Below are 26517 nucleotides of genomic sequence, written 5' to 3' on the forward strand. Positions count from 1 at the left end.
CGGCTGCGCCGATTCCGCTGCGCTCCACCCTTGACTCGTCTCACGCAATCCCGTTTGAGAAGCGAGCGGGCGGCCCCGAGGGATGGGTGGCCCAGCCATGAACTCCCTTGCCTGTACTGCCTTGCGGGCCGGGGTGAGGGAGCGCGTCAACGTCTCGCCTGCACGCCGGGCCGGCTCAGCGGCCAACGGTGAGTGGGGACACCCGCAACAGGCGGGATGGAGGATGGATGGAGCCTCCGGGCCGGTCACCGACGGCCGCCGGCGGCCGGTGGCGACTGGGGGCCGGTGGGGCGAGCGCGTCGGGCAGCACACTTCCGAGCCCACCACTCTCTGTGGTGTGGGGTCATTTCTAACCAGTCACAGGGTCGGTGAGCGGTTAGTCTGACCCACACACCTTCCAGCACCCCCACCCAACCGCCCATCCACCCACTCGCGGTTGGCCGCCGAGACGGCCCGGCGTGCAGGCGAGACGCTGACGCGCCCCTCCACCCCGGCCAAGAACGCAGCCCACCCGACGGCCTTCATGCCTCGGCCACCCGCTCCTCCGGGCCGCTCGCTCGCTTCTCCAACGGGCTGGAGCGGACCGAGTCAAGGGTGGCCCGCAGGGCCATCGGCGCAGCCGACGCGACCGCAGGGAGCGCCCTTTACTCGGGCCGCGGAAGCCCGACACTGACCAAGAAGCGAGTGGCCCAACGGTCACTACAAAACACCCTGGCCGCAATTCCGGCCCGCAGCAGGTTCAGCCACAGTGATGATCTCCGGGCTCGTAGACGTGAACGGCCCCCGCCCCCAGTCGCCGTACCGCTCGACAACGCCAAACCCAGCCTCGCGGAGGAAACGGTCCAGGGTGCCGGCGTCGAGGAACCGCAGGGTGGTCCGGTCGACCCGCGGCCGTTCCCAGCGAGCACCTTCGAAGGTCTCGGTGAACGTGACGCGTTGTCCGTCCGCCGCCACGGACTTGACCTCGTGCCACACGCGTACGACTCCGCCGTACCCGTCGGAGATCTCCCGCATGCGGTCCGGCGTCCACGCCTCCCAGGCCCGGGCGCCCGGATTGCGCGTCTCGAACACGAACCGGCCGCCGGGTACGAGGGCGGCGCGTACGGCACGTAGGGCGAGGCGCAACTCCTCGTCGCCGAGCAGCACTTGGAAGGCGTGTCCGGTCATCACGGCGAGCTCGAACTCGCCGTGCCACTCCCGGGCCCGTAGGTCTCCGAGGACCCACTCGATGCCGGGTTCATGGGCTCGCGCCTGCACCAGCATCGCGGCGGCGGGATCGAGCCCCATGAGCCGCCCCCGATGCCCCTCCCGCCGGGCCCGCCCGAGCAACCGCCCGGTACCGCACCCGATATCGAGCACAGCGCCGGCGGACATCACGAGCCCGAGGTAGAAGTCGTCGCCGGGCCCCCAGGGGTTGAGGGTGTCGTACAGCGCGGCGAGCGAAAGATCCGCGAACGAACGATCAACCACCGCGGCAGTTTGTCATACGGGGAGGAGATGGTTGGCGGGCTCGGCCGTTTCTTCCCGACTTCCGAACTCCGGGCGAGGACAAGGGGATTGTGCGTTGCTGCATCACGTGGAGTTGTGGGTGCCGAATCTCGGCCGAGCCGTCACCTCATGGGGCTGGCTCCTGGAGAGCCTGGGCTACGAGCCCCACCAGAACTGGGCTGCCGGCCGGAGTTGGCGGATGGGACGGACGTACATCGTGGTCGAGGAGTCACCTGCGCTGCGCGGAAACGGCCACGGCCACGATCGGATGCTGCCCGGCCTGAACCACCTGGCCTTCCACGTCCCGGGCGACCGTACCGAACTCGACGCCCTCGTGGCCGCGCACGGCAAGAAGAAGGCCCGCGCTCGGGTAAGCGCGGGCCTTCGTCCCCTGGAACCGGACGTTCGTGGGCTCGGGTCAATGGGCCTTGAAAGTCCGTTCCGAAAGGGGGCGGCTGACTAAAGGGGTGTGTCAGGCCGCCGCCTCGGGGTCCTTGGAGAGACGGGGTGCCGGAACGGTGTCCGCCGTCTCGGGGTAGTGGCACGCGGTCAGGTGGCCGGGCTTGTTGCCCTCGACCTGGACCAGCGGCGGGGCGTCCGTCGCGCACTTCTCCGTCGCCTTCCAGCAGCGGGTGCGGAAGCGGCAGCCGGTGGGCGGGTTGATCGGCGACGGCACGTCACCGACCAGCCGGATGCGGTCCCGGGCGGGCGTCTCGTCCACCGTGGCCTCGGGCACGGCGGACAACAGGGCCCGGGTATAGGGGTGGCGCGGGTTGCCGTACAGGTCGTCGCGGTCGGCGATCTCCACGATCTTGCCGAGGTACATCACCGCGACCCGCTGTGAGAAGTGCCGGACGATCGCCAGGTCGTGGGCGATGAACACGAAGGCGATGCCGAGTTCCTTCTGGACCTTCTGGAGCAGGTTGACGACCTGCGCCTGGATCGAGACGTCCAGGGCGGAGACCGGTTCGTCGGCGACGATCAGCTTCGGTTCCAGGGCCAACGCGCGGGCGACGCCGATGCGTTGGCGCTGGCCGCCGGAGAACTCGTGCGGGAAGCGGTTGTAGTGCTCGGGGTTGAGACCGACGATCTCCAGCAGCTCACGGACGCGGGCCTCGCGGCCGCCGGCCGGGTTGATGTTGTTGATCTCCATCGGGCCGGCCACGATCTTGCCGACCGTCTGCCGCGGGTTCAGCGAGGCGTACGGGTCCTGGAAGATCATCTGGATCTCGGACCTGATCGGCGCCAGCTGCTTGCGGCCCGCGTGGGTGATGTCCTGGCCGCGGTAGGAGATCTTGCCGCCGCTCGGCTCCAGCAGGCGGGTGATCAGCCGGCCTGTCGTCGACTTGCCGCAGCCGGACTCGCCGACCAGGCCCAGGCTCTCGCCCTCGCCGACCTGGAAGTCCAGCCCGTCGACCGCCTGCACGGCACCGACCGTACGCCGGATCGGGAAGCCGCCCTTGATCGGGAAGTGTTTGGTCAGCCCGCTGACGTCCAGGAGGGGGTTCGCGTTGCTCATGATGGGAAGTCCCGTTTCTAGTACGTCAGTTGTGCTGGGCTACGGCGAGAAGGTCGGCGAAGAGTTCCTGGCGCTGCGCGGTGGTGAGATGGCAGGCGGAGCCCCGGCCGTCGACCACCTCCAGTACGGGCCGCTCGCTGGAGCACAGTCCGCCCTCGACCTTCTCGGCGAAGGTGCACCGCGGGTGGAAGCGGCAGCCGGACGGCGGATTGAGCAGCGAGGGCGGCGAGCCCGGGATCGGCATCAGCGGTACGTCGACCGGACCTTCGAGGGTCGGCATGGAGCTGAGCAGACCGAGCGTGTAGGGGTGCTGCGGGTCCGTCAGCACCTCCTTCTTGGTGCCGCGCTCCACACACCGGCCGCCGTACATCACGAGGACGTCGTCGGCGATGTCGGCGATGACGCCGAGGTCGTGCGTGATGAACACGATGGCGGTGCCGAACTCCTGCTGGAGGTCCTTCAGCAGGTCCATGATCTGGGCCTGGACCGTCACGTCGAGGGCGGTTGTCGGCTCGTCGGCGATCAGCAGCTCGGGGTCGCAGACCAGGGCCATGGCGATCATCGCGCGCTGGCGCATACCGCCCGAGAACAGGTGCGGGTAGTCGTCCACCCGGACCTCGGGCTGGGGGATCCCGACCCGCTTCAGCATCTCGATCGCCCGCTCGCGGGACTCCTTCTTGGAGGCGCCGGTGTGCTTGCGGTACACCTCGCTGATCTGCTTGCCGACCGTGTGGTACGGCGACAGCGAGGCGAGCGCGTCCTGGAAGATCATGGACATCTTGTTGCCGCGCAGCCGCTCCAGTTCCCGCTCGCTCGCGGTGAGCAACTCCTTGCCGTCGAGCAGGATCTCGCCCTCGATCGCCGTACGGTCGCGGTCGTGGAGGCCCAGGATCGTCAGGTTGGTGACGGACTTGCCGGAGCCCGACTCGCCGACGATGCCGAGCGTCTTGCCCTTGGCGAGGTCGAAGGAGAGCCCGTCGACGGCCTTGACGATGCCGTCCTCGGTGGAGAAGTGGACTTTGAGATCCCTGACGGAGAGGAAGGGCTGCTGATCGGTGCTCGTCACGGAGACGCTCCTGGGGGCGATGCGGGGGGTAGGGGTTACGGGCGGAGGGTCAGGCGAGCCGGATCCGCGGGTCGATGAAGGCGTAGGCGGCGTCGACGATGATGTTGAAGAACACGATCGCGGCGGCCGCCAGCACGGTGACGCCGAGCAGCATCGGCAGGTCGCTCTGGATGACGGAGATCACCGCGAGGCGGCCGATGCCCTGGAGGCTGAAGACCTGCTCGGTGATGATCGCGCCGCCGATCAGCGTGCCCAGGTCGATGCCGAACACCGTGACGATCGGGCCCATGGCGCCGCGCCAGGCGAAGCGCAGGAACACGTTCGTGCGGGAGAGGCCCTTGGCGCGGGCGGTGCGGACGTAGTCCTCGCTGAGCTGCTCGACGAGCTGGGAGCGGGCCATGCGGGTGTAGTTGGCGGTGAAGATGATCGACAGCACGATCCACGGCAGGAGCAGGCCGGAGAACCAGGAGGCGGGGTTCTCGGTCAGCGGCGTGTACGAGGGCTGGTCGAGGATGCCCGTCTTGAAGACCAGGAAGTACAGCGCGATGTAGCCGACGAAGTAGATCTGGAGCGAGGAGCCGAGCAGTGACGCCGAGGTCGCGAACTTGTCCAGGAACTTGCCCTGCTTCAGCGCCGCGATCATGCCGGTGCCGACACCGAAGACCAGGAAGATGGCCGCCGAGCCGAAGGCGAGCGAGAGGGTCAGCGGCAGTCGGTCCATGATCGTGCCGAAGACGGGCTCGTTGTTGGCGAAGGAGTAGCCGAGGCACGGAGCGTTGCACATTCCGAAGCCGCTGTAGTCCCGCCCGACGAAGATCCCCTTCAGCCAGTACCAGTACTGGACCGGGATCGGGTGGTCGATGCCCAGGTTGTGCCGGATCTGCGCGAGCGAGGCCGGCGTGCAGTTCTTGCCGCAGGACATCATGGCCGGGTCACGCGGGACGGCGTAGAAGAGCCAGAAGGTGATGGCGCTGATGATCAAAAGAATGACCAGCGCGCCGATCGTACGGCGGACAAGGAAGCGGAACATGGGGTCAGGACTCTCCGGGCGAGGCGCCGTTGCCGGGGCGTGAGGGGTGAGGGGCCGGTGGGGGCGGCCCGGTGAAGGCCGCCCCCTGGTGCCGTGTGGTGCCTACGCCTTGGCGTAGAGCCTCGTGAGTGCGATGCCGGTGTTTCCGGCGTCGTAGACGAAGCCGCCGACCTTCGAACCGTGCATCCAGTTGCGGATGGCGTGGTAGTCCGGGACGCAGGCCGCGAGCTCCATGATCTGCTTGTCGACGGCGCCCCAGGCCTTGTTGGCCGCGTCCGCGTCGGTGATCAGCGAGGCGGCCGCGATGGCCTTGTCGACGCCGGTGTTCTTCAGCTGCGCGTAGTTGCTGCGGCCGTCGCCGATGTTGGCGCCGTCCCAGCAGGGGTAGAAGACCGAGTAGCCGCCCGGCCAGTCCGGGCTCCAGCCGGCCGCGAACAGGTCGTACTGGTTGTCGATCTTGCCGATCTGGGTGTAGAAGGTCGACTTGTCGATCTGCTTGTTGACGACCGTGAAGCCGGCCGCCTCCAGCGCGTTCTTGATCGCCACGGCCTGCTTCACCGCGTTGTCCGACGTCTGGTAGGCGATGACCAGCTTCTGCCCGACCTTGCCGGCCTCCTTGAGGAGGGCCTTGGCCTTGACCGGGTCGCCGCCGGGCTTCGTGGTCTTGCCGTAGAGGTCGAACTCCACGTAACCGGGCGTCACCGGGGAGAGGATCGTGGTCGCGATCTCGCTGGTGGACGCGCCACCGCGGATGGTCTGCAACTGCTGGTTCGGCCAGGCGTAGTTGATCGCCTGGCGGACCTTGACGTCCGTGATCCGGGTGGTGTTGATCGGCCAGTAGTAGGTGACCGTGTCGACCGCGGTGAGCACCCGCTGCTTGAGCTTCGTGTTGGTGAGGACCGTGGCGATCCGCTCGGGGGCGATCTCGTTGAAGATCGACATCGTGTACTGGTCGTTGCCCTTGTCCGCGATGTAGCGGTCGGTCGAGGCCAGCAGCTCGAAGCCGAACTGGAAGAGGTACTTGTCCGGGTAGGCGTTGCGGATCGGGTCCGTCGCCGCGTCCCAGTGCTCGTTGCGGGTGTACGTCAGCGACTTGCCGACGTCGCGGGCGGAGATCTTGTACGGGCCGCAGGAGAACGGCTGCTTGTCGTACTTCTCCTTGGTGTCCTTCGACTTCTTCACGAAGGAGTACGCCCGCTCGGCGAGCGTGAAGTTGAAGTCACCACGGGCCTCGGTGAGGCGGAAGGTGATGGTCTTGCCGTCGATCTCGATGGAGTCGAGGCTCTTGCCGTCGTAGGGACCCTTGTACTTGTCGCCGCCGACCAGGAACTGCTGGACGTAGCGCGGGCCCTCGGTGACGAAGGAGGCGAAGAGGCGCTCGAAGGTGTGGCGGACGTCGTCCATGGAGAGGTCGGAGCCGTCCTCCCACTTGATGCCGTCCTTGATGGTGAACGACCAGGTCTTGCCGCCGTCCTTGGCCGTGCCCGCGTCCGTGGCCACGTCGCCGACCAGGGTGGCGCCGCCCTTGGCGTCGAGCTTGTAGCCGGTCAGGCCGCGCATGATCGGCGTGGTGATGAGGATCTCGGTGGAGACGTAGATCTGCGCCGGGTCGAGGTGGTCCATGTCGAACTGGTCGAGCCCGTAGATCGTCCCGCCCTTGACCGCGCCGGCGACCTCGGGCGCGGGGCCCGTCGAGTCGGCCTTGGTGCCGACCTCGATCTTGGTCTGCTTGGCCTTGCTGACCGAGGGGACCTTGCTGTTCGAGGTCGAGTTGCCGCCGCCACAGGCGGTCAGCACCGAACTCGACGCGGCCACCACACCGGTGGCGATCATGAAGTTTCTACGGGAAAAAGACACAGTAACCCTGCCTTACGGGTGGGACGGGCCAGCCGGACGACATTGACCGGGCCGGAGATGAGAGGTGTGTCAGCGCTTGGACTTCGGGTCGAGCGCGTCGCGCGCCGAGTCGCCGAGCAGGTTGAACGCCAGGACGAAGATCACCATGGCCAGGCCCGGGAAGAGCATGAAGGTGAAGTCCTGGGTGTAGAACTGGGCGCCCCGCTGGATCATGACGCCCCAGTCGGGAGTCGGGTCGATCATGCCGACCCCGAGGAAGGCGAAGCCCGCCTCCGCGGTCACGTACGCCGGGAGCATGAGCGTGGACTGGATGAGGATCGGGGTCCACAGGTTGGGCAGCAGTTCCTTGAACACGATGCGCGCCGGTGACGCCCCGGTCACCTTGGCGGCCTCGATGAACTCCCGCTCGCGCAGGCCGAGTACCTGGCCGCGCAGCAGACGGGCGATCGACGCCCAGCCGAAGAAGGACATCATGATGATGAGCGCGGTGGCCCGCAGCCAGGTCGGGATGTTGTCGTCGGCGGCGACGAAGAGCCCGAACACCACCGGCATGAAGGCGATGATGAACAGCGTCGAGGGGATCGACAGCACGATGTCGACGATCCGGCCGACGATGTAGTCCGTCCTGCCGCCCAGGTAGCCCGCGGTCACGCCGATCACCACGCCGACGGCGGTGGTGATCAGGGTGGCTGCCAGGGCGATGCCCAGCGAGGTCCGGATGCCGTAGATCAGGAAGGTGAAGACGTCGCGGCCCAGCTGCGGCTCGATGCCGAACCAGAACTGCGAGCTCATGCCGCCGTTGGGACCCGTCGGGTACGAGAAGGCGTCGAGCAGACCCGGGTCCTGGCTCGCGTACGTCGTGTACGGATTTTTCCCGTAGAGCTTGGATATCAGCGGTGCGGCCAGCGCGATCGCGAAGAAGAAGATCACGATGATCGCCGATATGACGCCCGTACGGTCCCGTTTGAAACGGCGCCATGCGAGCTGACCCGGGGACCGGCTCTCGTTGGCCTTCGAGGCGGGAGAAGTGATCGACTTCTCGACGCTCTCGTCGGTCACCTCAAGCGGGGCCGCGGATGGAGTTGGGGGGGTCATGGTGCTCCTGGCCCAAGGGAGGGTCTGATGAGACTCCGCAGGGCACTCCCCTACGGGCTACGCCGGACTTTTTCAACGCAATTCATGCAAGGTCAATAAAATCTGGTCCGACTTGGGTTTCTCTTTACTTTCTTTGCCCATACTTGACCAATCCGTAGCTACGCGGGTAGCATGCCGTGATCGAGCCGTGCTTTATGTCGGGCCAACTGCGCGAAACGGGCAATGAGTTCGTTATCCGGACGCCTCTGTATCGGAATGCGTACATCGGGGCGTCGTAATCCAACGGTTCCGCATCGCTTCGCGGTGATCCATTGTGCGCTGCACCGAAGATCCTCTGAGCGGACGTCAGGGGTCCCCCGAAAGGGTGGGCCAGCAGGCGATGTGCCACCTTTGGGCCGATATTGACCGGTAACGGACCGGAATGGATCGGCTTTCCTGAGGAGGCACTCGATGCGTGGAGCCACGCACGCCAAATGGGCCGCTTGCGCGGCGGCGGTAGCCCTCGCGGCGACCGCCTGTGGGGGCGGCGGGAGCAGCGGCGGTGGCGGTGGTGACGGCAGCGCGGTGGTCAGCGCCTCCTGGGGAGACCCGCAGAACCCGCTGGAACCGGCCAACACCAACGAGGTGCAGGGCGGCAAGGTCCTCGACATGGTCTTCCGCGGCCTGAAGCGGTACGACCCGAAGACCGGCAAGGCCGAGTACATGCTCGCCGACAAGATCGAGACCACGGACTCGCAGAACTTCACGGTCACGGTCAAGAGTGGCTGGAAGTTCAGCAACGGCGAGGCGGTCACCGCGAAGTCGTTCGTCGACGCGTGGAACTACGGCGCCAGCCTCAAGAACAACCAGAAGAACGCGTACTTCTTCGGGTACATCGACGGGTACGACAAGACCCACCCCGACAGCGGGTCGCAGAGCGCCGACACGCTCTCCGGGCTCAAGGTGACCGGCACGGACACCTTCACCATCAAGCTCACCCAGAAGTTCTCGACCTTCCCGGACACCCTCGGCTACGCGGCCTACTCCCCGCTGCCGCAGACGTTCTTCTCCGACCACGCGGCCTGGCTGAAGAAGCCGGTCGGCAACGGGCCGTACACCATCGCGTCCTACACCAAGGGCTCGGAGATGCAGCTCAAGAAGTGGGCCGGCTACACCGGTGCGGACAAGGCCCAGAACGACGGGGTGACCCTCAAGGTCTACACCGACAACAACACGGCTTACACCGACCTGCTGGCCGGCAACCTCGACCTCGTCGACGACATCCCGGCCTCGCAGCTCAAGAACGTCAAGAGCGACCTCGGCAGCCGGTACATCAACACGCCCGCCGGCATCATCCAGACCCTCGCGTTCCCGTACTACGACAAGGACTGGAACAAGAGCGGCTCGGAGAAGGTCCGCCAGGGGCTGTCGATGGCCATCAACCGGGAGCAGATCACCAACACCATCTTCCAGAAGACCCGCACCCCGGCCACCGACTGGACCTCCCCGGTGCTCGGCACCGAGGGCGGCTTCCAGGACGGGCTGTGCGGGGACGCCTGCAAGTACAACCCGACCGAGGCGAAGAAGCTGGTCCAGGAGGGCGGCGGGCTGCCCGGCGGCCAGGTCAAGATCACGTACAACGCGGACACGGGCTCGCACAAGGAGTGGGTGGACGCCGTGTGCAACTCCATCAACAACGCGCTCGGCAACGACAAGGCGTGCGTCGGGAACCCGGTCGGTACCTTCGCCGACTTCAGGAACCAGATCGGCCAGCACAAGATGACCGGGCCGTTCCGGGCCGGCTGGCAGATGGACTACCCGCTCATCCAGAACTTCCTGCAGCCGCTGTACTACACCAACGCCTCCTCCAACGACGGCCAGTGGTCCAACAAGGACTTCGACAAGCTCGTGAACCAGGCCAACGCGGAGACGGACACGAGCAAGGCGATCAAGCTCTTCCAGCAGGCCGAGGGCGTCGTACGGGACAACATGGCCGCCATCCCGCTCTGGTACCAGAACGGCAGCGCGGGCTACTCCGACCGGCTCTCCAACGTGGCGCTCAACCCGTTCAGCGTCCCCGTCTACAACGAGATCAAGGTCGGCTGAGCGCGGCGGGGCTGTCCCTGGGGCAGCGTTTCCCCAGGGCCAGTCCCGCCGGCACGCTGTCGGGGTTCTCGCGCTTCGGTGCCAGGCAGTCGAGCAGTCCGAAGGTCACGGACTCCTGGTCCCAGGTCGTGACGCGCCCCGTGCCCCGGTCCGGGCCCGCCCCCTTCGCCGTACAGCGGTACCGGTAGGTGGCGGTGACGGTGCGCAGGCCCTGGAAGTAGACGGCCTCGGCGGCCTTCTCCCGGAACGTGACGTCCGCCCTCCTCGCCAGCCCGGAGGTCGAGGTGCCGGGCGCGGCGAGCGCGGCGCCGGTCCTCGCGTGCAGGGCCGTCAGCACCTCGGAGTCGGTGGGCGCGTTCCGGCCGCCGGTGACCGACACCGCCGAGGTCAGCGGCTCGTACGGCTTCGCCCTGATCTTCAGGGTGCCGCCGCGTGCGACCTTGACGAGGTCGTCGAGGGTGATCAGGCGCCACGACCGGGCGATGTCCCAGTCGAAGACCGGAGCGCAGGACGAGGCCCGCTCGACCCGGTCGGCGCGCGTGGGCGACGACCCGGACGAGCAGGCCGTGGCGGCCACGACGACGGATGCCGTCGTGACCGCCACGGCCCAGGCCCGACGGGCCGTCAGGTGACGCCGCCCTTGTCCATGCAGCCGCCCTTGGAAGGCTGCCAGTGCGTCACTTCGAGTTGCACCTTCTGGCCTTCGGGACGGTCGAAGTCATGCGTGAGGTCCTTCTCGTGACCTTCCATGTTCCAGTGCCAGGTCAGGACGATCCTGTTGCCGGAATAGAAGTTGGCGTAGAAGTCGACGTTGTCCTTGCTGTCGTTCCACTGCAGCACTTTCTCGCTGCTCGCCGTGAAGTTCATTCCGGCCCGCTGCCCGTTGTCCGGGTTCACATGGGTGACGTACGAGTCCCGTCCCCCCTTGTCGTTCGGGCTGGCGGAACTGGCGTGATGACACGTCCACTGGTCGCCGTCCACGGCCTGGGCCGTTCCGGTCACGGTCGTCGCGGTGACGGCGCTCATGGCGGCGACGGTGATCAGCGCGCGCCTGGCCAGGTGTGACATGAATTCCCCCTTCTTGCTGGTCTGGCCGTGACGTTATCCAGGGAATTTCCTGTGAGTCAACTGTGGATATCTGAATGCCGATCAATTCCCCCGGGCGGTACGGCAATTCGGCGCCCCTCGCCCGTCCGGGTGAGTGGACCGCGCGGACCTACCCGAAAGGCGGCGCTGGAGGTGCAGTCTTTGTCCGCGTGCGGTGTATTTGGGCTGAGGTGTCTCCACCGGCCTGAAGGAGGGAATCGGTGCCCACACCACCGTGCCGAGCCGACCTGTGGAGGGCCGCATGGGCAGTTATGTGATCCGCCGGCTGCTCCAGATGATTCCGGTGTTCTTCGGGAGCACCTTCCTCATCTTCTTCATGGTGTATTCGCTCGGTGACCCCGTGGCGGCCCTCTTCGGCGACAGGGCCCCCGACCCGGCCACCGCGGCGCGCATCCGCCGCGAGCTGTACCTGGACCAGCCGCTGTGGAAGCAGTACCTGCACTACATGGGCCAGTTGTTCCAGGGCGACTTCGGTACCGCCTTCAACGGCCAGAAGGTCACCGAACTGATGAGGGACGCCTATCCCGTCACCCTGCGGCTCACCCTCGTCGCCATCGTCATCGAACTCGTCGTGGGCGTCACCCTGGGCGTGCTCAGCGGACTCAAGAGGGGCCGGCTCATCGACAGCTCGACCCTTTTCGCCACCCTGCTGGTCATCTCCGTACCGACGTTCGTCACCGGCTATGTGCTGCAATATCTCCTCGGTGTGAAATGGGGAATCGTCCGCCCGACGGTTTCCACCGACGCCCCGCTCAACGAACTCATCCTGCCCGGCGTCGTGTTGGCCATGGTCTCGCTCGCCTACGTGACCCGACTGACGAGAACCTCCATCGCGGAGAACTCCCGCGCGGACTACGTGCGGACCGCCGTGGCCAAAGGACTTCCCCGACGGCGCGTCATCACCCGTCATCTGCTGCGGAATTCACTGATTCCCGTCATCACCTTCATCGGCACCGACATCGGCGCGCTGATGGGCGGTGCCATCGTCACCGAAACCATCTTCAACATTCACGGAGTCGGTTACCAGATCTATCAAGGGATCCTGCGCAACAACGCTCCCACCGTCGTCGGCTTCGTGACGATCCTGGTGATCGTCTTCCTGCTGGCGAACCTCGTGGTCGACCTGTTGTACGCGGTTCTCGACCCGAGGATTCGCTATGTCTGAACCCCAGGACCCACGGGAGGCCATCGCGGCCACCGGCACCGGCGGCGCGATGGACCTCGCGCTCAGCGAGGCGACGTCCCTTTCCGTGCCACCGGACGGCCGGTCGGAAGGCCAGGGGGAGGACGAGAAGGCGCGCAGCCTCTGGTCGGACGCGTGGCACGAGTTGCGGCGCAACCCGGTCTTCATCGTGTCCGCGCTCCTCATCGCCTTCCTGGTGGTCATCTCGATCTGGCCCTCGCTGATCGCCTCGGGCAACCCGCTCTCCTGCGACCTCGCCAAGTCCCAGGAAGGGCCCACCTCCGGCCACCCGTTCGGGTTCGACACCCAGGGCTGCGACGTCTACACCCGCACCGTGCACGGGGCGCGCGCCTCCGTGACGGTGGGCGTCTGCGCCACCCTGGGAGTCGCCCTGCTGGGCAGCGTCCTCGGCGGACTCGCCGGGTTCTACGGCGGCTGGTGGGACGCGCTGCTGTCCCGCGTCACCGACATCTTCTTCGGCATCCCGGTCCTGCTCGGCGGGCTCGTGTTCCTCTCGGTCGTCACCAGCACCACGATCTGGCCGGTGGTCGGCTTCATCGTCCTGCTGGGCTGGCCCCAGGTGGCACGCATCGCGCGCGGCGCGGTCCTGACGGCCAAACAGAACGACTACGTACAGGCCGCCCGGGCCCTGGGCGCCGGCAACGGCCGGATGCTCCTGCGACACGTCGCGCCGAACGCCGTAGCGCCGGTGATCGTCGTGGCGACCATCGCCCTGGGCACGTACATCTCGCTCGAAGCGACCCTGTCGTTCCTGGGAGTGGGGCTGCGCCCGCCCACCGTCTCCTGGGGCATCGACATCTCCGCGGCCGCCCAGCACATCCGCAGCGCCCCGCACATGCTGCTGTGGCCGGCCGGCGCCCTGAGCCTCACCGTGCTCGCGTTCATCATGCTCGGCGACGCGGTCCGCGACGCCCTCGACCCGAAGCTGAGGTGACGGCGCGATGGTGCTGCAAGTGCGTGGTGCGCGGCGGGAGTTGCAGGGTGGTACGGCCGCTCCGTGGGTCCGGTGCGGGCCGCGCGGCGGGCAAGCGGTCACGGTGCGGACGTCCATGGTGTGCGGCGGGCGCGGGGACGCGGGGCGGCCACTGTGCCGGGCCGGCGACCGACGACCGGCGCGCGGACGTCCTTCCTGCTCGGCGACGCGGTGTGTGATGCCCTCGAACCGGAGCCGAGGCGACGGAGCGACGGTCCTGGAGCCGGAGAGGCCGGGATTCCGGGCCGCCGTGAGGGACCGGGCGCGAGCTGTTGTCGGGGGTGACGGACGCAGGCGCACCGTTGGCTCCGCCCTGTGTGCCTCGGCCGTGTCGGCGTCGCCGTGTCCGCGTTCTTCCTGCCCGGCGGCGCCCTGCGCGACGCCCTCGACCCGAAGCTGAGGTGACGGCGCGATGGTGCCGGAAGTGCGTGGTGTGCGGCGGTGGTTGGGGGCTCCGCCCCGGGCGCGGGATGCGGGTGGGGTGGTCGCCCTGCGTGTCCGGTGGCGACCGTGGAGCGGTTCGGCAGTCTCGGTGCCGTCGTTCTTCCTGCTCGGCGGCGCGGTCCGCGACGCCCTCGACCCGAAGCTGAGGTGACCGGCGTCATGTTGCTCGAAGTGCGGGACCTGCACGTGGAGTTCAGGACCAGGGACGGGGTCGCCAAGGCCGTCAACGGGGTCAACTACAGCGTGGACGAGGGGGAGACCCTTGCCGTGCTGGGGGAGTCGGGGTCCGGGAAGTCCGTGACCGCGCAGGCTGTCATGGGGATCCTCGATGTGCCGCCGGGGAAGATCACCGGCGGGGAGATTCTGTTCCGGGGCAAGGACCTGCTGAAGTTCAAGGAAGAGGAACGGCGCAAGGTCCGCGGTGCCGAGATGGCGATGATCTTCCAGGACGCGCTGTCCTCGCTCAACCCCGTGCTCTCCGTGGGCGACCAGCTCGGCGAGATGTTCATCGTGCACCGGGGCATGTCCCGAAAGGACGCGCGGGCCAAGGCAGTTGAGCTGATGGACCGGGTGCGGATCCCGGGGGCGGCGCAGCGCGTCCGCGACTATCCGCACCAGTTCTCCGGCGGTATGCGCCAGCGCATCATGATCGCCATGGCGCTGGCCCTGGAGCCGGCGCTCATCATCGCCGACGAACCCACCACCGCCCTCGATGTCACCGTGCAGGCCCAAGTCATGGACCTGCTGGCCGAGTTGCAGCGCGAGCTCAACATGGGGCTCATCCTCATCACCCACGACCTAGGAGTCGTCGCCGACGTCGCCGACAAGATCGCCGTGATGTACGCGGGCCGGATCGTCGAGTCGGCCCCCGTCCACGACATCTACAAGGCGCCCGCCCACCCGTACACCAAGGGCCTGTTGGACTCGATCCCGCGCCTGGACCAGAAGGGCCAGGAGCTCTACGCCATCAAGGGCCTCCCGCCGAACCTCATGCACATCCCGCCCGGCTGCGCCTTCAACCCCCGCTGCCCGATGGCCCAGGACGTGTGCCGGACGGACGAACCACCCCTCTTCGAGGTGGACGAACACCGCGGCAGCGCCTGCCACTTCTGGAGGGAGTGCCTCAATGGCTGACTCGACGGCCTCAACAGGATCAGCAGTTGAGCCGATCCTGGAAGTGACCGGCCTGGTCAAGCACTACCCGTTGACCCAGGGCATCCTGTTCAAGAAACAGGTCGGTGCCGTCAAGGCGGTCGACGGCGTGGACTTCACGCTCAACAGGGGAGAGACCCTCGGCATCGTCGGGGAGTCCGGCTGCGGCAAGTCGACCGTCGCCAAGATGCTGGTCAACCTGGAGCGGCCGACGGAAGGCTCGATCAAGTTCAAGGGCGAGGACATCAGCAAGATGTCGGGCCGCGCCCTGAAGGCCGCCCGCCGCAACATCCAGATGGTGTTCCAGGACCCGTACACCTCCCTCAACCCCCGCATGACGGTGGGCGACATCATCGGGGAACCGTACGAGATCCACCCCGAGGTGGCCCCAAAGGGCGACCGGCGCAAGCGAGTTCAGGATCTGCTGGACGTGGTCGGGCTCAACCCCGAGTACATCAACCGGTATCCGCACCAGTTCTCCGGCGGCCAGCGTCAACGCATCGGCATCGCCCGGGGGTTGGCGCTGCGTCCCGAGGTCATCGTCGCCGACGAACCCGTCTCCGCGCTCGACGTCTCCGTCCAGGCCCAGGTCATCAACCTCCTCGACCGGCTCCAGGACGAGTTCGACCTGTCGTACGTCTTCATCGCGCACGACCTGTCGATCGTCCGGCACATCTCGGACCGGGTCGGGGTGATGTACCTCGGGCGGATCGTGGAGATCGGCAGGGACGAGGAGATCTACGACCACCCGACGCACCCGTACACCCAGGCGCTCCTGTCCGCGGTGCCCGTGCCCGACCCGGACGCGCGCGAGCACCGGGAGCGGATCATCCTGGCGGGTGACGTGCCGTCGCCGACGAACATTCCGTCCGGGTGCCGCTTCCGCACCCGCTGCTGGAAGGCGCAGGAGCGCTGCTCACTGGAGGTGCCGCTGCTCGCGGTACCGGCCGAGTTCCGGCTCGCGACCGGGCCCGCGGCACACGACTCGGCCTGTCACTTCGCGGAGGAGAAGACGGTCGTACCCCAGGACGCGACCCCCGCGGAATCGACGGACGATCTTGATCAGGGGGCGGAATAACCGCACAAACATGCATCAACCGCGTTAACACGCAGGCAACTCGGCCGACCCGATCTCGATATACGGACGCGTCAACCTGATTGACGTACGGCCGTGCGGGTGCCGTAAACGGACCGGGGCGCGCCATGTCGCCCCGGTCCGTTGCCGTACCTAGACCATCCCCAACGCCCGCTTCAGGAAGTCCACTTGGAGTAGCAGCAGGTTCTCCGCGACCTGCTCCTGCGGGGTCATGTGCGTGACGCCCGACAGCGGCAGCACCTCGTGCGGGCGGCCGGCGGACAGCAGCGCCGAGGACAGTCGCAGGGCGTGCGCGACCACCACGTTGTCGTCGGCGAGGCCGTGCACGACCATCAGCGGGCGGTGCGGGTCGGCTGGGGAGGACAGGCCGTCGTCCGTCACCAGGCTGCTCTTCGCGTACGACTCCGGGTCCTTGGCCGGGTCGCCCAGGTACCGCTCCGTGTAGTGGGTGTCGTAGAGCCGCCAGTCGGTGACCGGGGCGCCCGCGATGCCCGCGTGGAAGACGTCCGGGCGGCGCAGTACCGCGAGCCCCGCGAGCCAACCCCCGTACGACCAGCCGCGGATGGCCACCCGGGAGAGGTCCAGCGGGTGGGACTTCGCGAGGTCCTGGAGGGCGTCGATCTGGTCGTCCAGGGAGACCGTGAAGTCGCGGTGGACGGCCTTCTCCCAGGCCGGTGAACGGCCGGGAGTGCCGCGGCCGTCGGCGACGAGCACCGCGAAACCCTGGTCGGCGAACCACTGCGAGGTGAGGTGCGCGTTGTGCGCGGCGACCACGCGCGGGCCGTGCGGACCGCCGTAGGGGTCCATCAAAACCGGCAGCGGGCCGGCCCCGTCGTAGTCCCGTGGCATAAGCAGGGCGCACGGGACGCGCCGTGCGCCCCCCTCGGTGAACGTGATGCGCGGGGACATACCGGGATCTTCGGCATACGACGCGATGGTCACCGTCTTCTTGCCCTCGCGCAGCACCTGTACCTGGGTGCCCGGCCGGTCCGGCACCGCCGACAGCAGTACGGTCACGCCCCCGGCGCGTACCGCCGAGTGCACGCCGGGCTCCTGCGAGAGACGCTCCAGGCCGAGCTCGTTGACGCGATAGACGTGCACCTCGCCGGTCTCCGGGGCGGGTGCGGCCTCGCCCGCCGACGCCGAGACCAGCAGGTTGTCGTCGGAGACGTCCAGCACCGCCCGGATGTGCAACTGCGGTCCGGTGAGCAGGCGTTCACCGACCGCGAGCACCCGGGCGCCACCCTCGTCGGCGATCCGTACGAGCTGCCCGGAGGGGCTCCAGCACGGCACGCCAGGGAAAAGATCAAGCCAAATTGGATCTTCGTCGGCGTGCACCATCCGGGTCGCCCCGGAGTCCGGCTCCACGGCCAGGAACAGCTGGCTGCGCTGGTCCCGGGCCTGCACGAGCAGCAGTGGCGCACCCGCCGCTGACCAGTGCACTCGCGCCAGATACGGGTACCGCGCCCGGTCCCAGACGACCTCCGTGCGCACCCCGTCCAGACCGATCACGTACAGCCGTACGTCCGCGTTGGCCGTGCCCGCCGCCGGATACGCCACCCGCTGCGGCTCGCGCTCCGGATGGGCCGGGTCGGCGATCCACCAGCGCTGTACGGGCGTGTCGTCCGCGCGGGCGACCAGCAGCCGGTCCGACTCCGGCGACCACCAGAAGCCGCGCGTACGGCTCATCTCCTCGGCCGCGATGAACTCGGCCAGACCGTAGGTGACTTGCTCCGACTCGGGCTCGGCGAGCGCCCGGTCACCGTCGCCCTCGGCTCCCACGACGCGCAGGGCGCCGCCCGTGACGTAGGCGATGTGCCGTCCGTCGGGGGCCGGGCGCGGGTCGATCACCGGTCCGGGGACGGGGAGTTCGCGTGCCGTGCCGGCCCGCAGCTCGGCCGTGAAAAGCCGTCCTGACAAGGCGAAAGACGCCAACTCGGCCTCGCTGTCGGTGGCGTAGCCGACGATCCCCGCACCGCCCTCGCGGCTGCGTTCGCGGCGCGCCCGCTCCTGGGGCGAGAGGTCTTCCGAGGCGCCGCCGAGGAGGGTGCGCGGGTCTGCCGCGAGGCGCTCCTCGCCGCCCGCCGGATCGAGGACCCACAGCGCGTTCGCCCGGTCCGTGCCGGAGGGGGAACGCAGGAACACGACCCGGGAACCGTCGGGCGACACGGTGAACGCGCGCGGCGCGCCGAGCGTGAACCGCTGGGTCCGGGCGTGCCGTCGGGGGAAGGAGTCAGCCTCGGTCGTCATACCCCGACCATATTGGCCATGCGCCCCCTTGTGCGGCTGTGCGCCGAGCGATGCGCGAGCGCGGATAGTTATGATCACTAGCGCTGCGTGGGTATGAACCTGCTGGCTGCTGTATGGATTTGCTCTACGGATCCACGCCATGGATCCATTGCCCCCATAGTCCGACCCCCCTAGTCCCTGGGATCATTGGAGGTGAGCCGCCGTGGCACTCTCGATTTCGGCGGTGGTGCTGCTGGCGATCGTCGTCTTCCTTCTGGTCAAGAAATCAGGGCTGAAGGGCGGACATGCGGTCGTCTGTGTCCTCCTCGGGTTCTATCTGGCCTCCTCGACCATCGCGCCCACGATCAGCGATCTCACGACGAACATCGCGAGCATGATCGGCAGCATCAAGTTCTGACGGCTCACCTTTAGGGTGGGCCCATGACGGAACTGCCCTCCCCCACCCTGCGGGCGGGGGGACCCCCATCTCGCTGCGCTCGTCGTCTGCTTCTGGTGCACGCGCACCCGGACGACGAGTCGATCAACAACGGCGCGACGATGGCCAAGTACGCGGCCGAGGGTGCCCTGGTGACGCTGGTCACCTGCACCCTCGGTGAGGGCGGCGAGGTCATTCCGCCCGCGTCGCGGCATCTGGCGGGCACCGCGCTCGGGGAGCACCGGGTGGGCGAGCTCACGGCTGCGATGGGTGAGCTGGGCGTCGACGACTTCCGGTTCCTCGGCGGCGCGGGCCGCTACCAGGACTCCGGGATGATGGGCACCTCGGACAACGACAACCCGTCCTGCTTCTGGCAGGCCGACGTCGACGAGGCGGCCGGACAGCTCGTCGAGGTGATCCGCGAGACGCGCCCCCAGGTCCTGGTCACCTACGACCCCGACGGCGGCTACGGCCACCCCGACCACATCCAGGCCCACCGCGTGGCCATGCGCGCCGCCGAACTCGCCGCCGACGCCGGGCAGCCGATCGCCAAGGTCTACTGGAACCGCGTACCCCGGACCGTCGTAGAGGAAGGCTTCGCGCGGCTCCGTGACGCGCTGCCGGACCTCCCGTTCGGCAAGACGGCCGCCGTGGACGACGTACCGGGTGTCGTGGACGACGGGCAGATCACCACCGCGATCGACGGCACCGCGTACGCCGACGCCAAGACCGCGGCGATGCGCGCGCACGCCACCCAGATCGAAGTGGCCCCGGATCAGCCGTACTTCGTGCTCTCCAACTACCTCGCGCAGCCCGTCTTCACCACCGAGTACTACGAGTTGGTGCACTCTGCTGTGAACGGCGAACCCGGCGGGACGCCCGAGACCGACCTCTTCGAAGGGCTGGACCTGTGATGAGCGCCACCAACGGCGGGAGCCTCCTCGCCCAGCCGCTGCAACGGCCTTCCGGACTACGGGTGTTGGCCTACCTCGGGCTCTTCGTGCTCGGCGCGGTCGTCGGGGCGGCCGGGGCGCTGGTGCAGGCCGCGTGGTTCCCGGGCGGGCTGCTGCTCGCGCTCGTCGGAGCGGCCGGACTGTTCCTCGGCGGAGCGAGAGCCGCCGACGGCAGGGGCGGTGCCGTCGCGCCCGCCGCCGGCTGGATGGTCGCCGTCATCCTGCTCACGGCCAGCCGCCCGGAAGGCGACTTCCTCTTCGGCGCGGGAGTCGGTTCCTATCTCTTCCTGCTCGGTGGGATGGCCGTAGCTGTGATGTGCGCCACGTTGGGTTTGGGGCGGCAACCAACCAGCCCTGACGTCCGACTTGGCAAGTGACGTACCACTTCGCGGTGACGCGCGCGTGCGAGTCCGGTGTGGGTTTCCCCAGCGGCCGTGGGATACCGCCAAGAAGTGGCCAGTATGGTGGTGCGCGCCGCCGAGTCGCCCGTGGGTGTCGGGCGGCGGAGCCAACCGGGAGAACCTGCCTTGAGTCGTGAAACTGACACTCCGTCCTCCGGGCCCGACGGGCGCGGCGGAGCCGCCTACCCCTCGGGGACCCCGCCGTACGGGACGCCCGCGGCTTCCGACGACCGTACGGATGCGGGGCGTTCGGCCGCGCAGCCGGAGGAACGCAAGACCGAGACGACGCTGACGACCCGGATCCGGATCAACATCCCCGGTTCCCGGCCCATTCCGCCTGTCGTCGTGCGCACGCCCGTCGCGGACACCGAGGGGTCCACGACCGCCGAGGTGCAGTTGCCGAGTTCCGCGCTGCCCGAGGGCATCGTCGAGCCGACCGGTGAACTCGCGCTGCCCGGCGCCGAGGAGAAGCCCAGCGACTGGTTCGCACCCCGCAAGTCCGGCCCCGCGAAGGGCGGTCAGGGCGGTGGCGGCACCAACGGGGCGGGAATTCCCGGCGGTTCGGCCGCGGGCAACCTGAGTGCCCCGGGCGCCGGTGCCCCGGGCGCCGGTGCCCCGGGCCCCGGTGCCTCCGGTGCGCCCGGTGGTGCGCGGCCGAGCGGTGGCCGACCGGGTGGTGTGGTCGGCGCCATGGGCCTGCCGAGCGGCTCCCGGCCGGGTGGCGCGAACGGCGGTACGAACGGTGCCGGGTTCGCCGGTGCGACCGGTGGCGGACCCGTGGCCCCCGGGCACGGTGGCGGCACCGGCTCCTTCGACGTGACCGAAGCGCTGGCGGCGGGACCGCTGGGCAACGGGTCCCGTCCGAACGGCGGCCCCGGCGAACCGCGCCGCGACGAGCTGCCGTACTTCGCGGAGAACGGGCAGCAGGGCGGTTTCCCCGGGCCTGGCGGCCAGAGCGAGCAGGGCGGCTATCCCGGGATCGACGGTCACGGCGGCGGGCGAGCCGAACAGTTCCCCGGCCCTGGCGGCCAGGGCATGGGTCCCGGCGGCCCGGGCGGACCCAGCGGTTTCAACGGCCCGAACGGGCGCGGTGGTCAGGGCGGCCCTGAGGGTCCCGCGGGTCCGACCGGCGGTCCGGTCACCGGAGACGGTCTGATGCTGCCGCCCGGCCCGATGGGTGGAGCACCGGGCGCGCCCAGCGCGCTGAGCGGCTACGCGGACGGACCCGGCGGTACGAACGGCACCGGTGTTCCCGGCGGCCCGGGCACGGGCTCCGGCCGACACGGCGGTCGCGGCAGGGCACCGGGCGGTCCCGGCGCAGGCCCCGGTGGTCCCGGTGGTCCCGCCACGGGCGTCCCCGGTGGTCCCGGAATGGGCCCCGGCGGTCCCCGCTCAGGCCCCGGCGCCGGTCTCCCCGGCATGATCCCCGGCGGTGGTCTCAGTGACGACACCGCGATCCTCACCCCGCAGAAGCCGGCCCCCGGACCCGGTATGCCCGGCTACGGCGCCCCCGCGGACCAGGTCTCCGGACACACCGTCACCAGCGGTATGCCGGTCGTCCCCGGCGCCGGGAACTCGCCGTTCGGCCCCGGTACCCACCCCGACGGACCGCTGCCGCACACGCCCCCGAAGCTGCCCGAGCCCGGCTCGGCACAGAGCGCGCCCGCCGCCGCCAAGAACACCGGCAAGAGCGCGGCGAAGAAAAAGAAGGGCCGCAGCAAGCTGGTCCTGCTCTGCGTCGGCGTGATCGTCATCGGGGGCGGCGCCTACTGCGCCGGGCTGCTGATGAACCACACCGACGTGCCCAAGGGCACCACCGTGCTCGGCGTCGACATCGGCGGCGGCACCCGCGACGACGCCGTCAAGAAACTCGACGACGCGTTCGGCGGCCGTGTGAACAAGCCCCTGAAGCTGTCGGTCGGCGGCAAGACGGTCTCGCTCAAGCCGGACCAGGCGGGGCTGCAGTTCGACTTCGCGACCACCGTCAGCAAGGCGGCCACCAGCGACTACAACCCGGTCTCCGTGATCGGCTCGCTCTTCGGCCAGCACCGGGTCATCGAGCCCGAGATGCCGATCGACGAGGAGAAGCTCCAGGCGGCTCTCGCGGACCTCGGCGGCGGCTCCGGCTCCGGCGCGGTGACCGAGGGCACGATCCAGTTCACGTCCGGCAAGGCGGTCGCCGTCTACGGCAAGGCGGGCAAGGCCATCGACGCGGCCGGTTCCACCGGGGCCGTGGGCGAGGCCTACCGGGCCGAGGTGGAGACGGGCACGGCCACCGCGGTGACGGTCCCGACGACCACCAAACAGCCCACGGTCACGAACGCCGAGGTCGACCGCGAGATGAAGGCCTTCGCACAGCCCGCGATGTCCGCCAAGGTGACCGTCCAGACCGACGCGGCGCACTCGGTCCTGATGAGCCCGCAGAACTCGCTGTGGAAGTTCCTCAAGGTGTCCGCCGTCGACGGCAAGCTGGTCGACAAGCCCGACCTGACCGCCTTGAAGGACCTCTACGGCCAGACCTTCGACGGCGTGCTCATCAGCCGGGCCAACGGCAAGAAGACCGCCGTCACCCCCGAGGACGTGTACCTCGCCCTGCGCAAGGCCCTGACGAGCACGAGCAACCGGGTCGCGGTCATCGACACGAACCCGAGCTAGCGGCACGACCGAACGAGGGGGCACCCGGCACAGCGCCGGGTGCCCCCTCGTCGTATGCCACCGTCCCACTGCCCCGCCGTCCCACCGCCCCGGCATGACATCTGTCATGCGGCACACCGGACCCGCGACACTGCCGCGCACCGGCCCGCGACGGCCACGATGGTTGCCATGACGACAACAGCGGCGACCACCGGCAGCCCGGTGGTCGGGTTCGACCAGGTGAGCAAGAGCTACGGCGAGGTCCGGGCCGTCGACGGGCTGTCGCTCGTGCTGCACCCGGGGGAGACGGTGGCCCTGCTGGGCCCGAACGGGGCCGGCAAGTCGACCACCCTCGACCTGCTGCTCGGCCTCAAGCAGGCCGACCGCGGCACGGTCAGCGTCTTCGGCACCAGCCCCCGCGAGGCCATCGTCGCCGGGCGGGTCGGCGCGATGCTGCAGAGCGGCGGACTGATGGACGAGGTCACGGTCGGCGAACTGGTCAAGCTGGCCTGCGACTTGCACCCCAAGCCGCACAAGGTCGGTGACGTGATCGCCCGCGCGGGCATCGCCCAGATCGCCGACCGCAAGGTCAACAAGCTCTCCGGCGGTCAGGCCCAGCGCGTCCGCTTCGCCCTCGCGACCGCGGGCGACAGCGACCTGATCGTCCTCGACGAACCGACCACCGGCATGGACGTCACCGCCCGGCAGGCCTTCTGGGCCACCATGCGCGAACAGGCCGACCAGGGCCGTACGGTCCTCTTCGCCACCCACTACCTCGAAGAGGCCGACGCCATCGCGGACCGCGTCCTCGTCCTGCACCGCGGCCGGCTGCTCGCCGACGGCACCTCCGCCGAGATCAAGGCGAAGGCCGGTGCCCGCCGGGTCGCCTTCGACCTGGAGGGCGAGATCGACGAGGCCCCGCTGCGGTCCCTCCCGTTCCTCACCACCATCGACATAAGCGGCTCCACGATCCGCATCCAGTCCACCGACGCCGACGCGACCGTCCACGCGCTCTACGGCCTCGGCGTCTACCCCCGCAACCTCGAAGTCGCCGGGCTCGGCCTGGAGCAGGCCTTCGTCGCCATCACCGCCGCCGAGGAGGCCAAGCAGTCATGAACAGCCTGATCAAGCTGGAACTCACCCGCGCCCTGCGCAACCGCAAGTTCCTGTTCTTCTCGGTGATCTACCCCTCGGCCCTGTTCCTGCTCATCGCGGGCAGCGCCGGCGGCACGGACAGGGTCGACGGCACGGGCCTGACCGTGGCGACCTACATGATGGTCTCGATGGCCTCCTTCGGCGCCCTGACCGCCGTCCTGATGGGCAACAGCGAGCGCATCGCGAAGGAGCGGGAGAGCGGCTGGGTACGGCAGTTGAGGCTCACCACGCTCCCGGGCCGCGGCTATGTCCTCGCGAAGACGGCCAGCGCCGCGGTCGTCAGCCTGCCCTCCATCGTCGTGGTCTTCATCGTCGCCGCGACCGTGAAGGACGTACGCCTGGACGCCTGGCAGTGGTTCGCGCTGACCGGCGCGATCTGGGCCGGGAGCCTGGTCTTCGCCGCGCTCGGGGTGGCCATCGGGTACATGGCGAGCGGGGACGCGGTCCGTCCGATCACGATGATCACCTACTTCGGCCTGTCGATGCTGGGCGGCCTGTGGATGCCCGCCACGACCTTCCCGACCTGGCTGCAGGACATCGCGAAGTGGCTGCCCACCCACGCGTACGCTGCCCTGGGGCAGGCCATCGAGCAGAGCCAGTCGCCCCACGCCAAGGACGTCACCCTCCTCGTCGTCTACTTCGCCCTGTTCGCGGGCGGGGCGGCGTGGCTGTACCGGAAGGACACGCTGAAGGCGTGAGCGCGATGACCGAAGACCCGCTGCCGGAAAAGGCCAGGGTGGAGCGGCTGATCCGGATCGGACAGCCGCCCCGTGACCGGGGCGAGATGCTGCGCAAACTGGTGTGGATCCTGCCCTGGCTGGTCTTCCTCGGCGCACCCGTGCAGGACCTGACGGCCGGCCACCACACCACCCCGGCCACGGTGTCCGGCTGGGTGGGCCTGGTGGCCTTCACCGGGATCTACCTGGCAGTCGTCTTCCGCACCATGGGCCGCCCGTACTCCGGCTGGATGGTCGCCGCCCTGGTAGCCGTCCTGTGGGTACTGGCAGTGGTCCTGGCCCTCAGCCTCGGCAACTCCTGGCTCGGCCTCTTCGTCTACGTCTCTGTCACCTGCGGGGTCACCCTCCCCCTACGGGCCGCGTACTGGACGATCCCGCTGACCACCGCCGCGATGATGCTGGCGGGATGGTTCGTCGACGACCTGGACGAGGCCTGGGGCCTGTTCCTGATCGTGCTGCTGGTGGGCTACTCCATGACGGGCGTACGGCAACTGGTGCGTACGACGGTCGAGTTGCGCAAGGCCCGCGCCACAGTCGCCCAACTGGCCGCTAATGAGGAGCGATTGCGCCTGGCCCGAGACCTGCACGACCTACTGGGCCACTCCCTGTCCCTGATCACGTTGAAGAGCGAACTCGCCGGCCGCATGCTCCCCGAGCACCCCGACAAGGCGGCCCAGCAGGTCGCCGACATCGAACAGGTCAGCCGCCAGGCCCTGGTGGACGTCCGCGAGGCCGTCACCGGCTACCGCCGCCCCCGCCTCCCCGGCGAACTCGCGGGCGCCCAGGTGGCGTTGACAGCCGCCGGAGTCACAGCCGACCTCCCCACCGACCCGAACCTCACCGACATCCCCGAACTCAGCGAGTCCGCCCTCGCCTGGGCCCTGCGCGAGGCGATCACCAACGTCGTACGGCACAGCGGCGCCCGGCGCTGCGTGGTCGAACTGGTCCGGCGCCAGACCCTGGACGGTCCGGTGCTCGAACTGTCCGTAGAGGACGACGGCACCGGCGGCTCCGGCAAGGGCCCCGGCAACGGTCTGACCGGGCTCGGCGAGCGCCTCGCGAAGGTCGGCGGCTCCCTGGAGGCGACCCGCCTCAAACGCGGCTTCCGACTGGTCGCGAGGGTGCCCGCCGGCACTCCGGCCGTCCCGGCGGACGTAGGATCCCCCGCATGAGCCGCACGATCAAGGTCCTCCTCGCCGAGGACCAGTCGATGGTCCGCGAGGCACTGGCCGCGCTGCTCGGCCTGGAGGACGACATCGAGGTCGTCGCCCAAGTCGCGCGCGGCGACGAGGTGTTGGCGGCGGCACGGGAGCACGCCGTGGACGTGGCCCTCCTAGACATCGAGATGCCGGGCTGCACGGGCATCGAGGCGGCGGCCCAGGTCCACAAGGAACTCCCCGCTGTGAAACTCGTCGTCCTCACGACCTTCGGCCGCCCCGGCTACCTCCGCAGCGCGATGGAGGCGGGCGCCGACGCCTTCCTGGTCAAGGACGCCCCGGCGGCCCAACTGGCGGAAGCGGTAAGGAAAGTACTGACGGGAGAGCGGGTCATCGACCCCACCTTGGCGGCAGCGGCGCTGGCAGAGGGCGCGAACCCTTTGACGGACCGCGAGCGCGAGGTGCTGCGGGCAGCGGCAGACGGCTCCACGAACGCGGAACTGGCCGTGGCCTTGCATTTGTCGCAGGGCACGGTCCGCAACTACTTGTCGACAGCGATCCAGAAGTTGGCGGTGAGGAACAGGGCAGAGGCGGTACGCATCGCGAGAGAGAAAGGCTGGCTGTAGAACACCGGTCAGGGCAGCCCACCCAGGGGCGCGGGGAACTGCGCGACCAGCCACGACGCACCCGCAGACGCAC

General features: G+C 68.9%; 24 protein-coding genes. 15 read left to right on the forward strand and 9 right to left on the reverse strand.

Annotated features, from left to right (window positions below; translation table 11 throughout):
- Window positions 1-699 precede the first annotated feature (699 nt).
- Window positions 700-1470 (reverse strand): class I SAM-dependent methyltransferase, encoded by a 771-nt coding sequence (locus AB0I69_RS46935; RefSeq protein ID WP_363101982.1) that lies wholly within the window; start codon window positions 1468-1470, stop codon window positions 700-702.
- 94 nt (window positions 1471-1564) lie between these two features.
- Between AB0I69_RS46935 and AB0I69_RS46940 the strand changes: the two genes are divergently transcribed.
- Window positions 1565-1951, forward strand: coding sequence for a VOC family protein (locus tag AB0I69_RS46940; RefSeq protein ID WP_363101983.1), 387 nt, complete (start codon window positions 1565-1567; stop codon window positions 1949-1951).
- A gap of 9 nt (window positions 1952-1960) precedes the next feature.
- Here the strand turns inward: AB0I69_RS46940 and AB0I69_RS46945 are convergent, their stop codons facing one another.
- From AB0I69_RS46945 to AB0I69_RS46965, 5 genes are all read right to left on the reverse strand, one after another.
- The gene (locus AB0I69_RS46945) at window positions 1961-3007 is read right to left on the reverse strand and encodes a dipeptide ABC transporter ATP-binding protein (protein WP_363101984.1); all 1047 of its coding nucleotides are present in this window, start codon (window positions 3005-3007) and stop codon (window positions 1961-1963) included.
- A 25-nt stretch (window positions 3008-3032) separates the two neighbouring features.
- Window positions 3033-4073 carry an ABC transporter ATP-binding protein gene (locus AB0I69_RS46950; protein ID WP_363101985.1) on the reverse strand — a complete coding sequence of 347 codons (1041 nt, stop codon included), beginning with the start codon at window positions 4071-4073 and terminating at the stop codon, window positions 3033-3035.
- A 49-nt stretch (window positions 4074-4122) separates the two neighbouring features.
- The gene (locus AB0I69_RS46955) at window positions 4123-5103 is read right to left on the reverse strand and encodes an ABC transporter permease (RefSeq protein ID WP_363101986.1); all 981 of its coding nucleotides are present in this window, start codon (window positions 5101-5103) and stop codon (window positions 4123-4125) included.
- A 102-nt stretch (window positions 5104-5205) separates the two neighbouring features.
- Entirely contained in the window at window positions 5206-6936 is a 1731-nt protein-coding gene (locus AB0I69_RS46960) for an ABC transporter substrate-binding protein (RefSeq protein WP_363101987.1), read from the reverse strand.
- A gap of 93 nt (window positions 6937-7029) precedes the next feature.
- The gene (locus tag AB0I69_RS46965; protein WP_363101988.1) at window positions 7030-8055 is read right to left on the reverse strand and encodes an ABC transporter permease; all 1026 of its coding nucleotides are present in this window, start codon (window positions 8053-8055) and stop codon (window positions 7030-7032) included.
- A 450-nt stretch (window positions 8056-8505) separates the two neighbouring features.
- Here AB0I69_RS46965 and AB0I69_RS46970 point away from each other — a divergent pair, with 450 nt between their 5' ends.
- Entirely contained in the window at window positions 8506-10140 is a 1635-nt protein-coding gene (locus AB0I69_RS46970) for an ABC transporter substrate-binding protein (protein WP_363101989.1), read from the forward strand.
- Here the strand turns inward: AB0I69_RS46970 and AB0I69_RS46975 are convergent.
- Window positions 10127-10744 (reverse strand): hypothetical protein, encoded by a 618-nt coding sequence (locus AB0I69_RS46975; RefSeq protein WP_363101990.1) that lies wholly within the window; start codon window positions 10742-10744, stop codon window positions 10127-10129. The genes AB0I69_RS46970 and AB0I69_RS46975 overlap by 14 nt on opposite strands.
- 20 nt (window positions 10745-10764) lie before the next feature.
- Window positions 10765-11208, reverse strand: coding sequence for a hypothetical protein (locus AB0I69_RS46980; protein WP_363101991.1), 444 nt, complete (start codon window positions 11206-11208; stop codon window positions 10765-10767).
- A gap of 280 nt (window positions 11209-11488) precedes the next feature.
- Between AB0I69_RS46980 and AB0I69_RS46985 the strand changes: the two genes are divergently transcribed.
- The 5 genes from AB0I69_RS46985 (at window position 11489) to AB0I69_RS47005 (ending at window position 16098) form a co-directional block, all read left to right on the forward strand.
- Window positions 11489-12412, forward strand: a complete 924-nt coding sequence (locus tag AB0I69_RS46985) for an ABC transporter permease (protein ID WP_363101992.1) — start codon at window positions 11489-11491, stop codon at window positions 12410-12412.
- On the forward strand, window positions 12405-13385 hold the full coding sequence (locus AB0I69_RS46990) for an ABC transporter permease (protein WP_363101993.1): 981 nt from the start codon (window positions 12405-12407) through the stop codon (window positions 13383-13385). Before AB0I69_RS46985 ends, AB0I69_RS46990 begins: the two co-directional genes overlap by 8 nt.
- 451 nt (window positions 13386-13836) lie before the next feature.
- Window positions 13837-14019, forward strand: coding sequence for a hypothetical protein (locus AB0I69_RS46995; RefSeq protein ID WP_363101994.1), 183 nt, complete (start codon window positions 13837-13839; stop codon window positions 14017-14019).
- An 8-nt stretch (window positions 14020-14027) separates the two neighbouring features.
- Complete coding sequence (locus AB0I69_RS47000; protein WP_363101995.1) at window positions 14028-15002, forward strand: ABC transporter ATP-binding protein; 975 nt, start codon at window positions 14028-14030, stop codon at window positions 15000-15002.
- Complete coding sequence (locus AB0I69_RS47005) at window positions 14995-16098, forward strand: dipeptide ABC transporter ATP-binding protein (RefSeq protein ID WP_363101996.1); 1104 nt, start codon at window positions 14995-14997, stop codon at window positions 16096-16098. Before AB0I69_RS47000 ends, AB0I69_RS47005 begins: the two co-directional genes overlap by 8 nt.
- 150 nt (window positions 16099-16248) lie before the next feature.
- Here the strand turns inward: AB0I69_RS47005 and AB0I69_RS47010 are convergent, their stop codons facing one another.
- Window positions 16249-18366 (reverse strand): prolyl oligopeptidase family serine peptidase, encoded by a 2118-nt coding sequence (locus AB0I69_RS47010; RefSeq protein WP_363101997.1) that lies wholly within the window; start codon window positions 18364-18366, stop codon window positions 16249-16251.
- A gap of 202 nt (window positions 18367-18568) precedes the next feature.
- Between AB0I69_RS47010 and AB0I69_RS47015 the strand changes: the two genes are divergently transcribed.
- The 8 genes from AB0I69_RS47015 (at window position 18569) to AB0I69_RS47050 (ending at window position 26444) form a co-directional block, all read left to right on the forward strand.
- On the forward strand, window positions 18569-18763 hold the full coding sequence (locus AB0I69_RS47015; RefSeq protein WP_019058412.1) for a hypothetical protein: 195 nt from the start codon (window positions 18569-18571) through the stop codon (window positions 18761-18763).
- Window positions 18764-18786: 23 nt separating this feature from the next.
- On the forward strand, window positions 18787-19695 hold the full coding sequence (gene mshB, locus AB0I69_RS47020) for an N-acetyl-1-D-myo-inositol-2-amino-2-deoxy-alpha-D-glucopyranoside deacetylase (protein ID WP_363101998.1): 909 nt from the start codon (window positions 18787-18789) through the stop codon (window positions 19693-19695).
- On the forward strand, window positions 19695-20111 hold the full coding sequence (locus AB0I69_RS47025; RefSeq protein WP_363101999.1) for a DUF6113 family protein: 417 nt from the start codon (window positions 19695-19697) through the stop codon (window positions 20109-20111). The genes mshB and AB0I69_RS47025 overlap by 1 nt, the downstream gene beginning before the upstream one ends.
- 150 nt (window positions 20112-20261) lie before the next feature.
- On the forward strand, window positions 20262-22790 hold the full coding sequence (locus AB0I69_RS47030; protein ID WP_363102000.1) for a hypothetical protein: 2529 nt from the start codon (window positions 20262-20264) through the stop codon (window positions 22788-22790).
- Window positions 22791-22958: 168 nt separating this feature from the next.
- A complete protein-coding gene (locus AB0I69_RS47035) occupies window positions 22959-23885 on the forward strand; it encodes an ABC transporter ATP-binding protein (protein WP_363102001.1) in 927 nt (308 codons plus the stop codon).
- Window positions 23882-24622, forward strand: coding sequence for an ABC transporter permease (locus AB0I69_RS47040; RefSeq protein ID WP_363102002.1), 741 nt, complete (start codon window positions 23882-23884; stop codon window positions 24620-24622). Before AB0I69_RS47035 ends, AB0I69_RS47040 begins: the two co-directional genes overlap by 4 nt.
- Window positions 24623-24627: 5 nt before the next feature.
- A complete protein-coding gene (locus AB0I69_RS47045) occupies window positions 24628-25833 on the forward strand; it encodes a histidine kinase (RefSeq protein ID WP_363102040.1) in 1206 nt (401 codons plus the stop codon).
- Window positions 25830-26444: a response regulator transcription factor gene (locus tag AB0I69_RS47050; RefSeq protein WP_363102003.1), complete on the forward strand. Its 615-nt coding sequence runs from the start codon at window positions 25830-25832 to the stop codon at window positions 26442-26444. The genes AB0I69_RS47045 and AB0I69_RS47050 overlap by 4 nt, the downstream gene beginning before the upstream one ends.
- Window positions 26445-26517: the final 73 nt, after the last annotated feature.

This window comes from Streptomyces sp. NPDC050508 (genome assembly GCF_040655155.1).
Taxonomy (GTDB): Bacteria; Actinomycetota; Actinomycetes; order Streptomycetales; family Streptomycetaceae; genus Streptomyces.

Excerpts from the sequence above, each read along its gene's own strand:
- AB0I69_RS46945 (WP_363101984.1), bottom strand. The coding sequence starts at position 3,007 with ATGAGCAACGCGAACCCCCTCCTGGACGTCAGCGGGCTGACCAAACAC.
- AB0I69_RS46955 (WP_363101986.1), bottom strand. The coding sequence starts at position 5,103 with ATGTTCCGCTTCCTTGTCCGCCGTACGATCGGCGCGCTGGTCATTCTT.
- AB0I69_RS46960 (WP_363101987.1), bottom strand. The coding sequence starts at position 6,936 with ATGATCGCCACCGGTGTGGTGGCCGCGTCGAGTTCGGTGCTGACCGCC.
- AB0I69_RS46965 (WP_363101988.1), bottom strand. The coding sequence starts at position 8,055 with ATGACCCCCCCAACTCCATCCGCGGCCCCGCTTGAGGTGACCGACGAG.
- AB0I69_RS46970 (WP_363101989.1), top strand. The coding sequence starts at position 8,506 with ATGCGTGGAGCCACGCACGCCAAATGGGCCGCTTGCGCGGCGGCGGTA.
- AB0I69_RS46980 (WP_363101991.1), bottom strand. The coding sequence starts at position 11,208 with ATGTCACACCTGGCCAGGCGCGCGCTGATCACCGTCGCCGCCATGAGC.
- AB0I69_RS46985 (WP_363101992.1), top strand. The coding sequence starts at position 11,489 with ATGGGCAGTTATGTGATCCGCCGGCTGCTCCAGATGATTCCGGTGTTC.
- AB0I69_RS46990 (WP_363101993.1), top strand. The coding sequence starts at position 12,405 with ATGTCTGAACCCCAGGACCCACGGGAGGCCATCGCGGCCACCGGCACC.
- AB0I69_RS46995 (WP_363101994.1), top strand. The coding sequence starts at position 13,837 with ATGGTGCCGGAAGTGCGTGGTGTGCGGCGGTGGTTGGGGGCTCCGCCC.
- AB0I69_RS47000 (WP_363101995.1), top strand. The coding sequence starts at position 14,028 with ATGTTGCTCGAAGTGCGGGACCTGCACGTGGAGTTCAGGACCAGGGAC.
- AB0I69_RS47005 (WP_363101996.1), top strand. The coding sequence starts at position 14,995 with ATGGCTGACTCGACGGCCTCAACAGGATCAGCAGTTGAGCCGATCCTG.
- AB0I69_RS47010 (WP_363101997.1), bottom strand. The coding sequence starts at position 18,366 with ATGACGACCGAGGCTGACTCCTTCCCCCGACGGCACGCCCGGACCCAG.
- mshB (WP_363101998.1), top strand. The coding sequence starts at position 18,787 with ATGACGGAACTGCCCTCCCCCACCCTGCGGGCGGGGGGACCCCCATCT.
- AB0I69_RS47025 (WP_363101999.1), top strand. The coding sequence starts at position 19,695 with ATGAGCGCCACCAACGGCGGGAGCCTCCTCGCCCAGCCGCTGCAACGG.
- AB0I69_RS47035 (WP_363102001.1), top strand. The coding sequence starts at position 22,959 with ATGACGACAACAGCGGCGACCACCGGCAGCCCGGTGGTCGGGTTCGAC.
- AB0I69_RS47040 (WP_363102002.1), top strand. The coding sequence starts at position 23,882 with ATGAACAGCCTGATCAAGCTGGAACTCACCCGCGCCCTGCGCAACCGC.
- AB0I69_RS47045 (WP_363102040.1), top strand. The coding sequence starts at position 24,628 with ATGACCGAAGACCCGCTGCCGGAAAAGGCCAGGGTGGAGCGGCTGATC.
- AB0I69_RS47050 (WP_363102003.1), top strand. The coding sequence starts at position 25,830 with ATGAGCCGCACGATCAAGGTCCTCCTCGCCGAGGACCAGTCGATGGTC.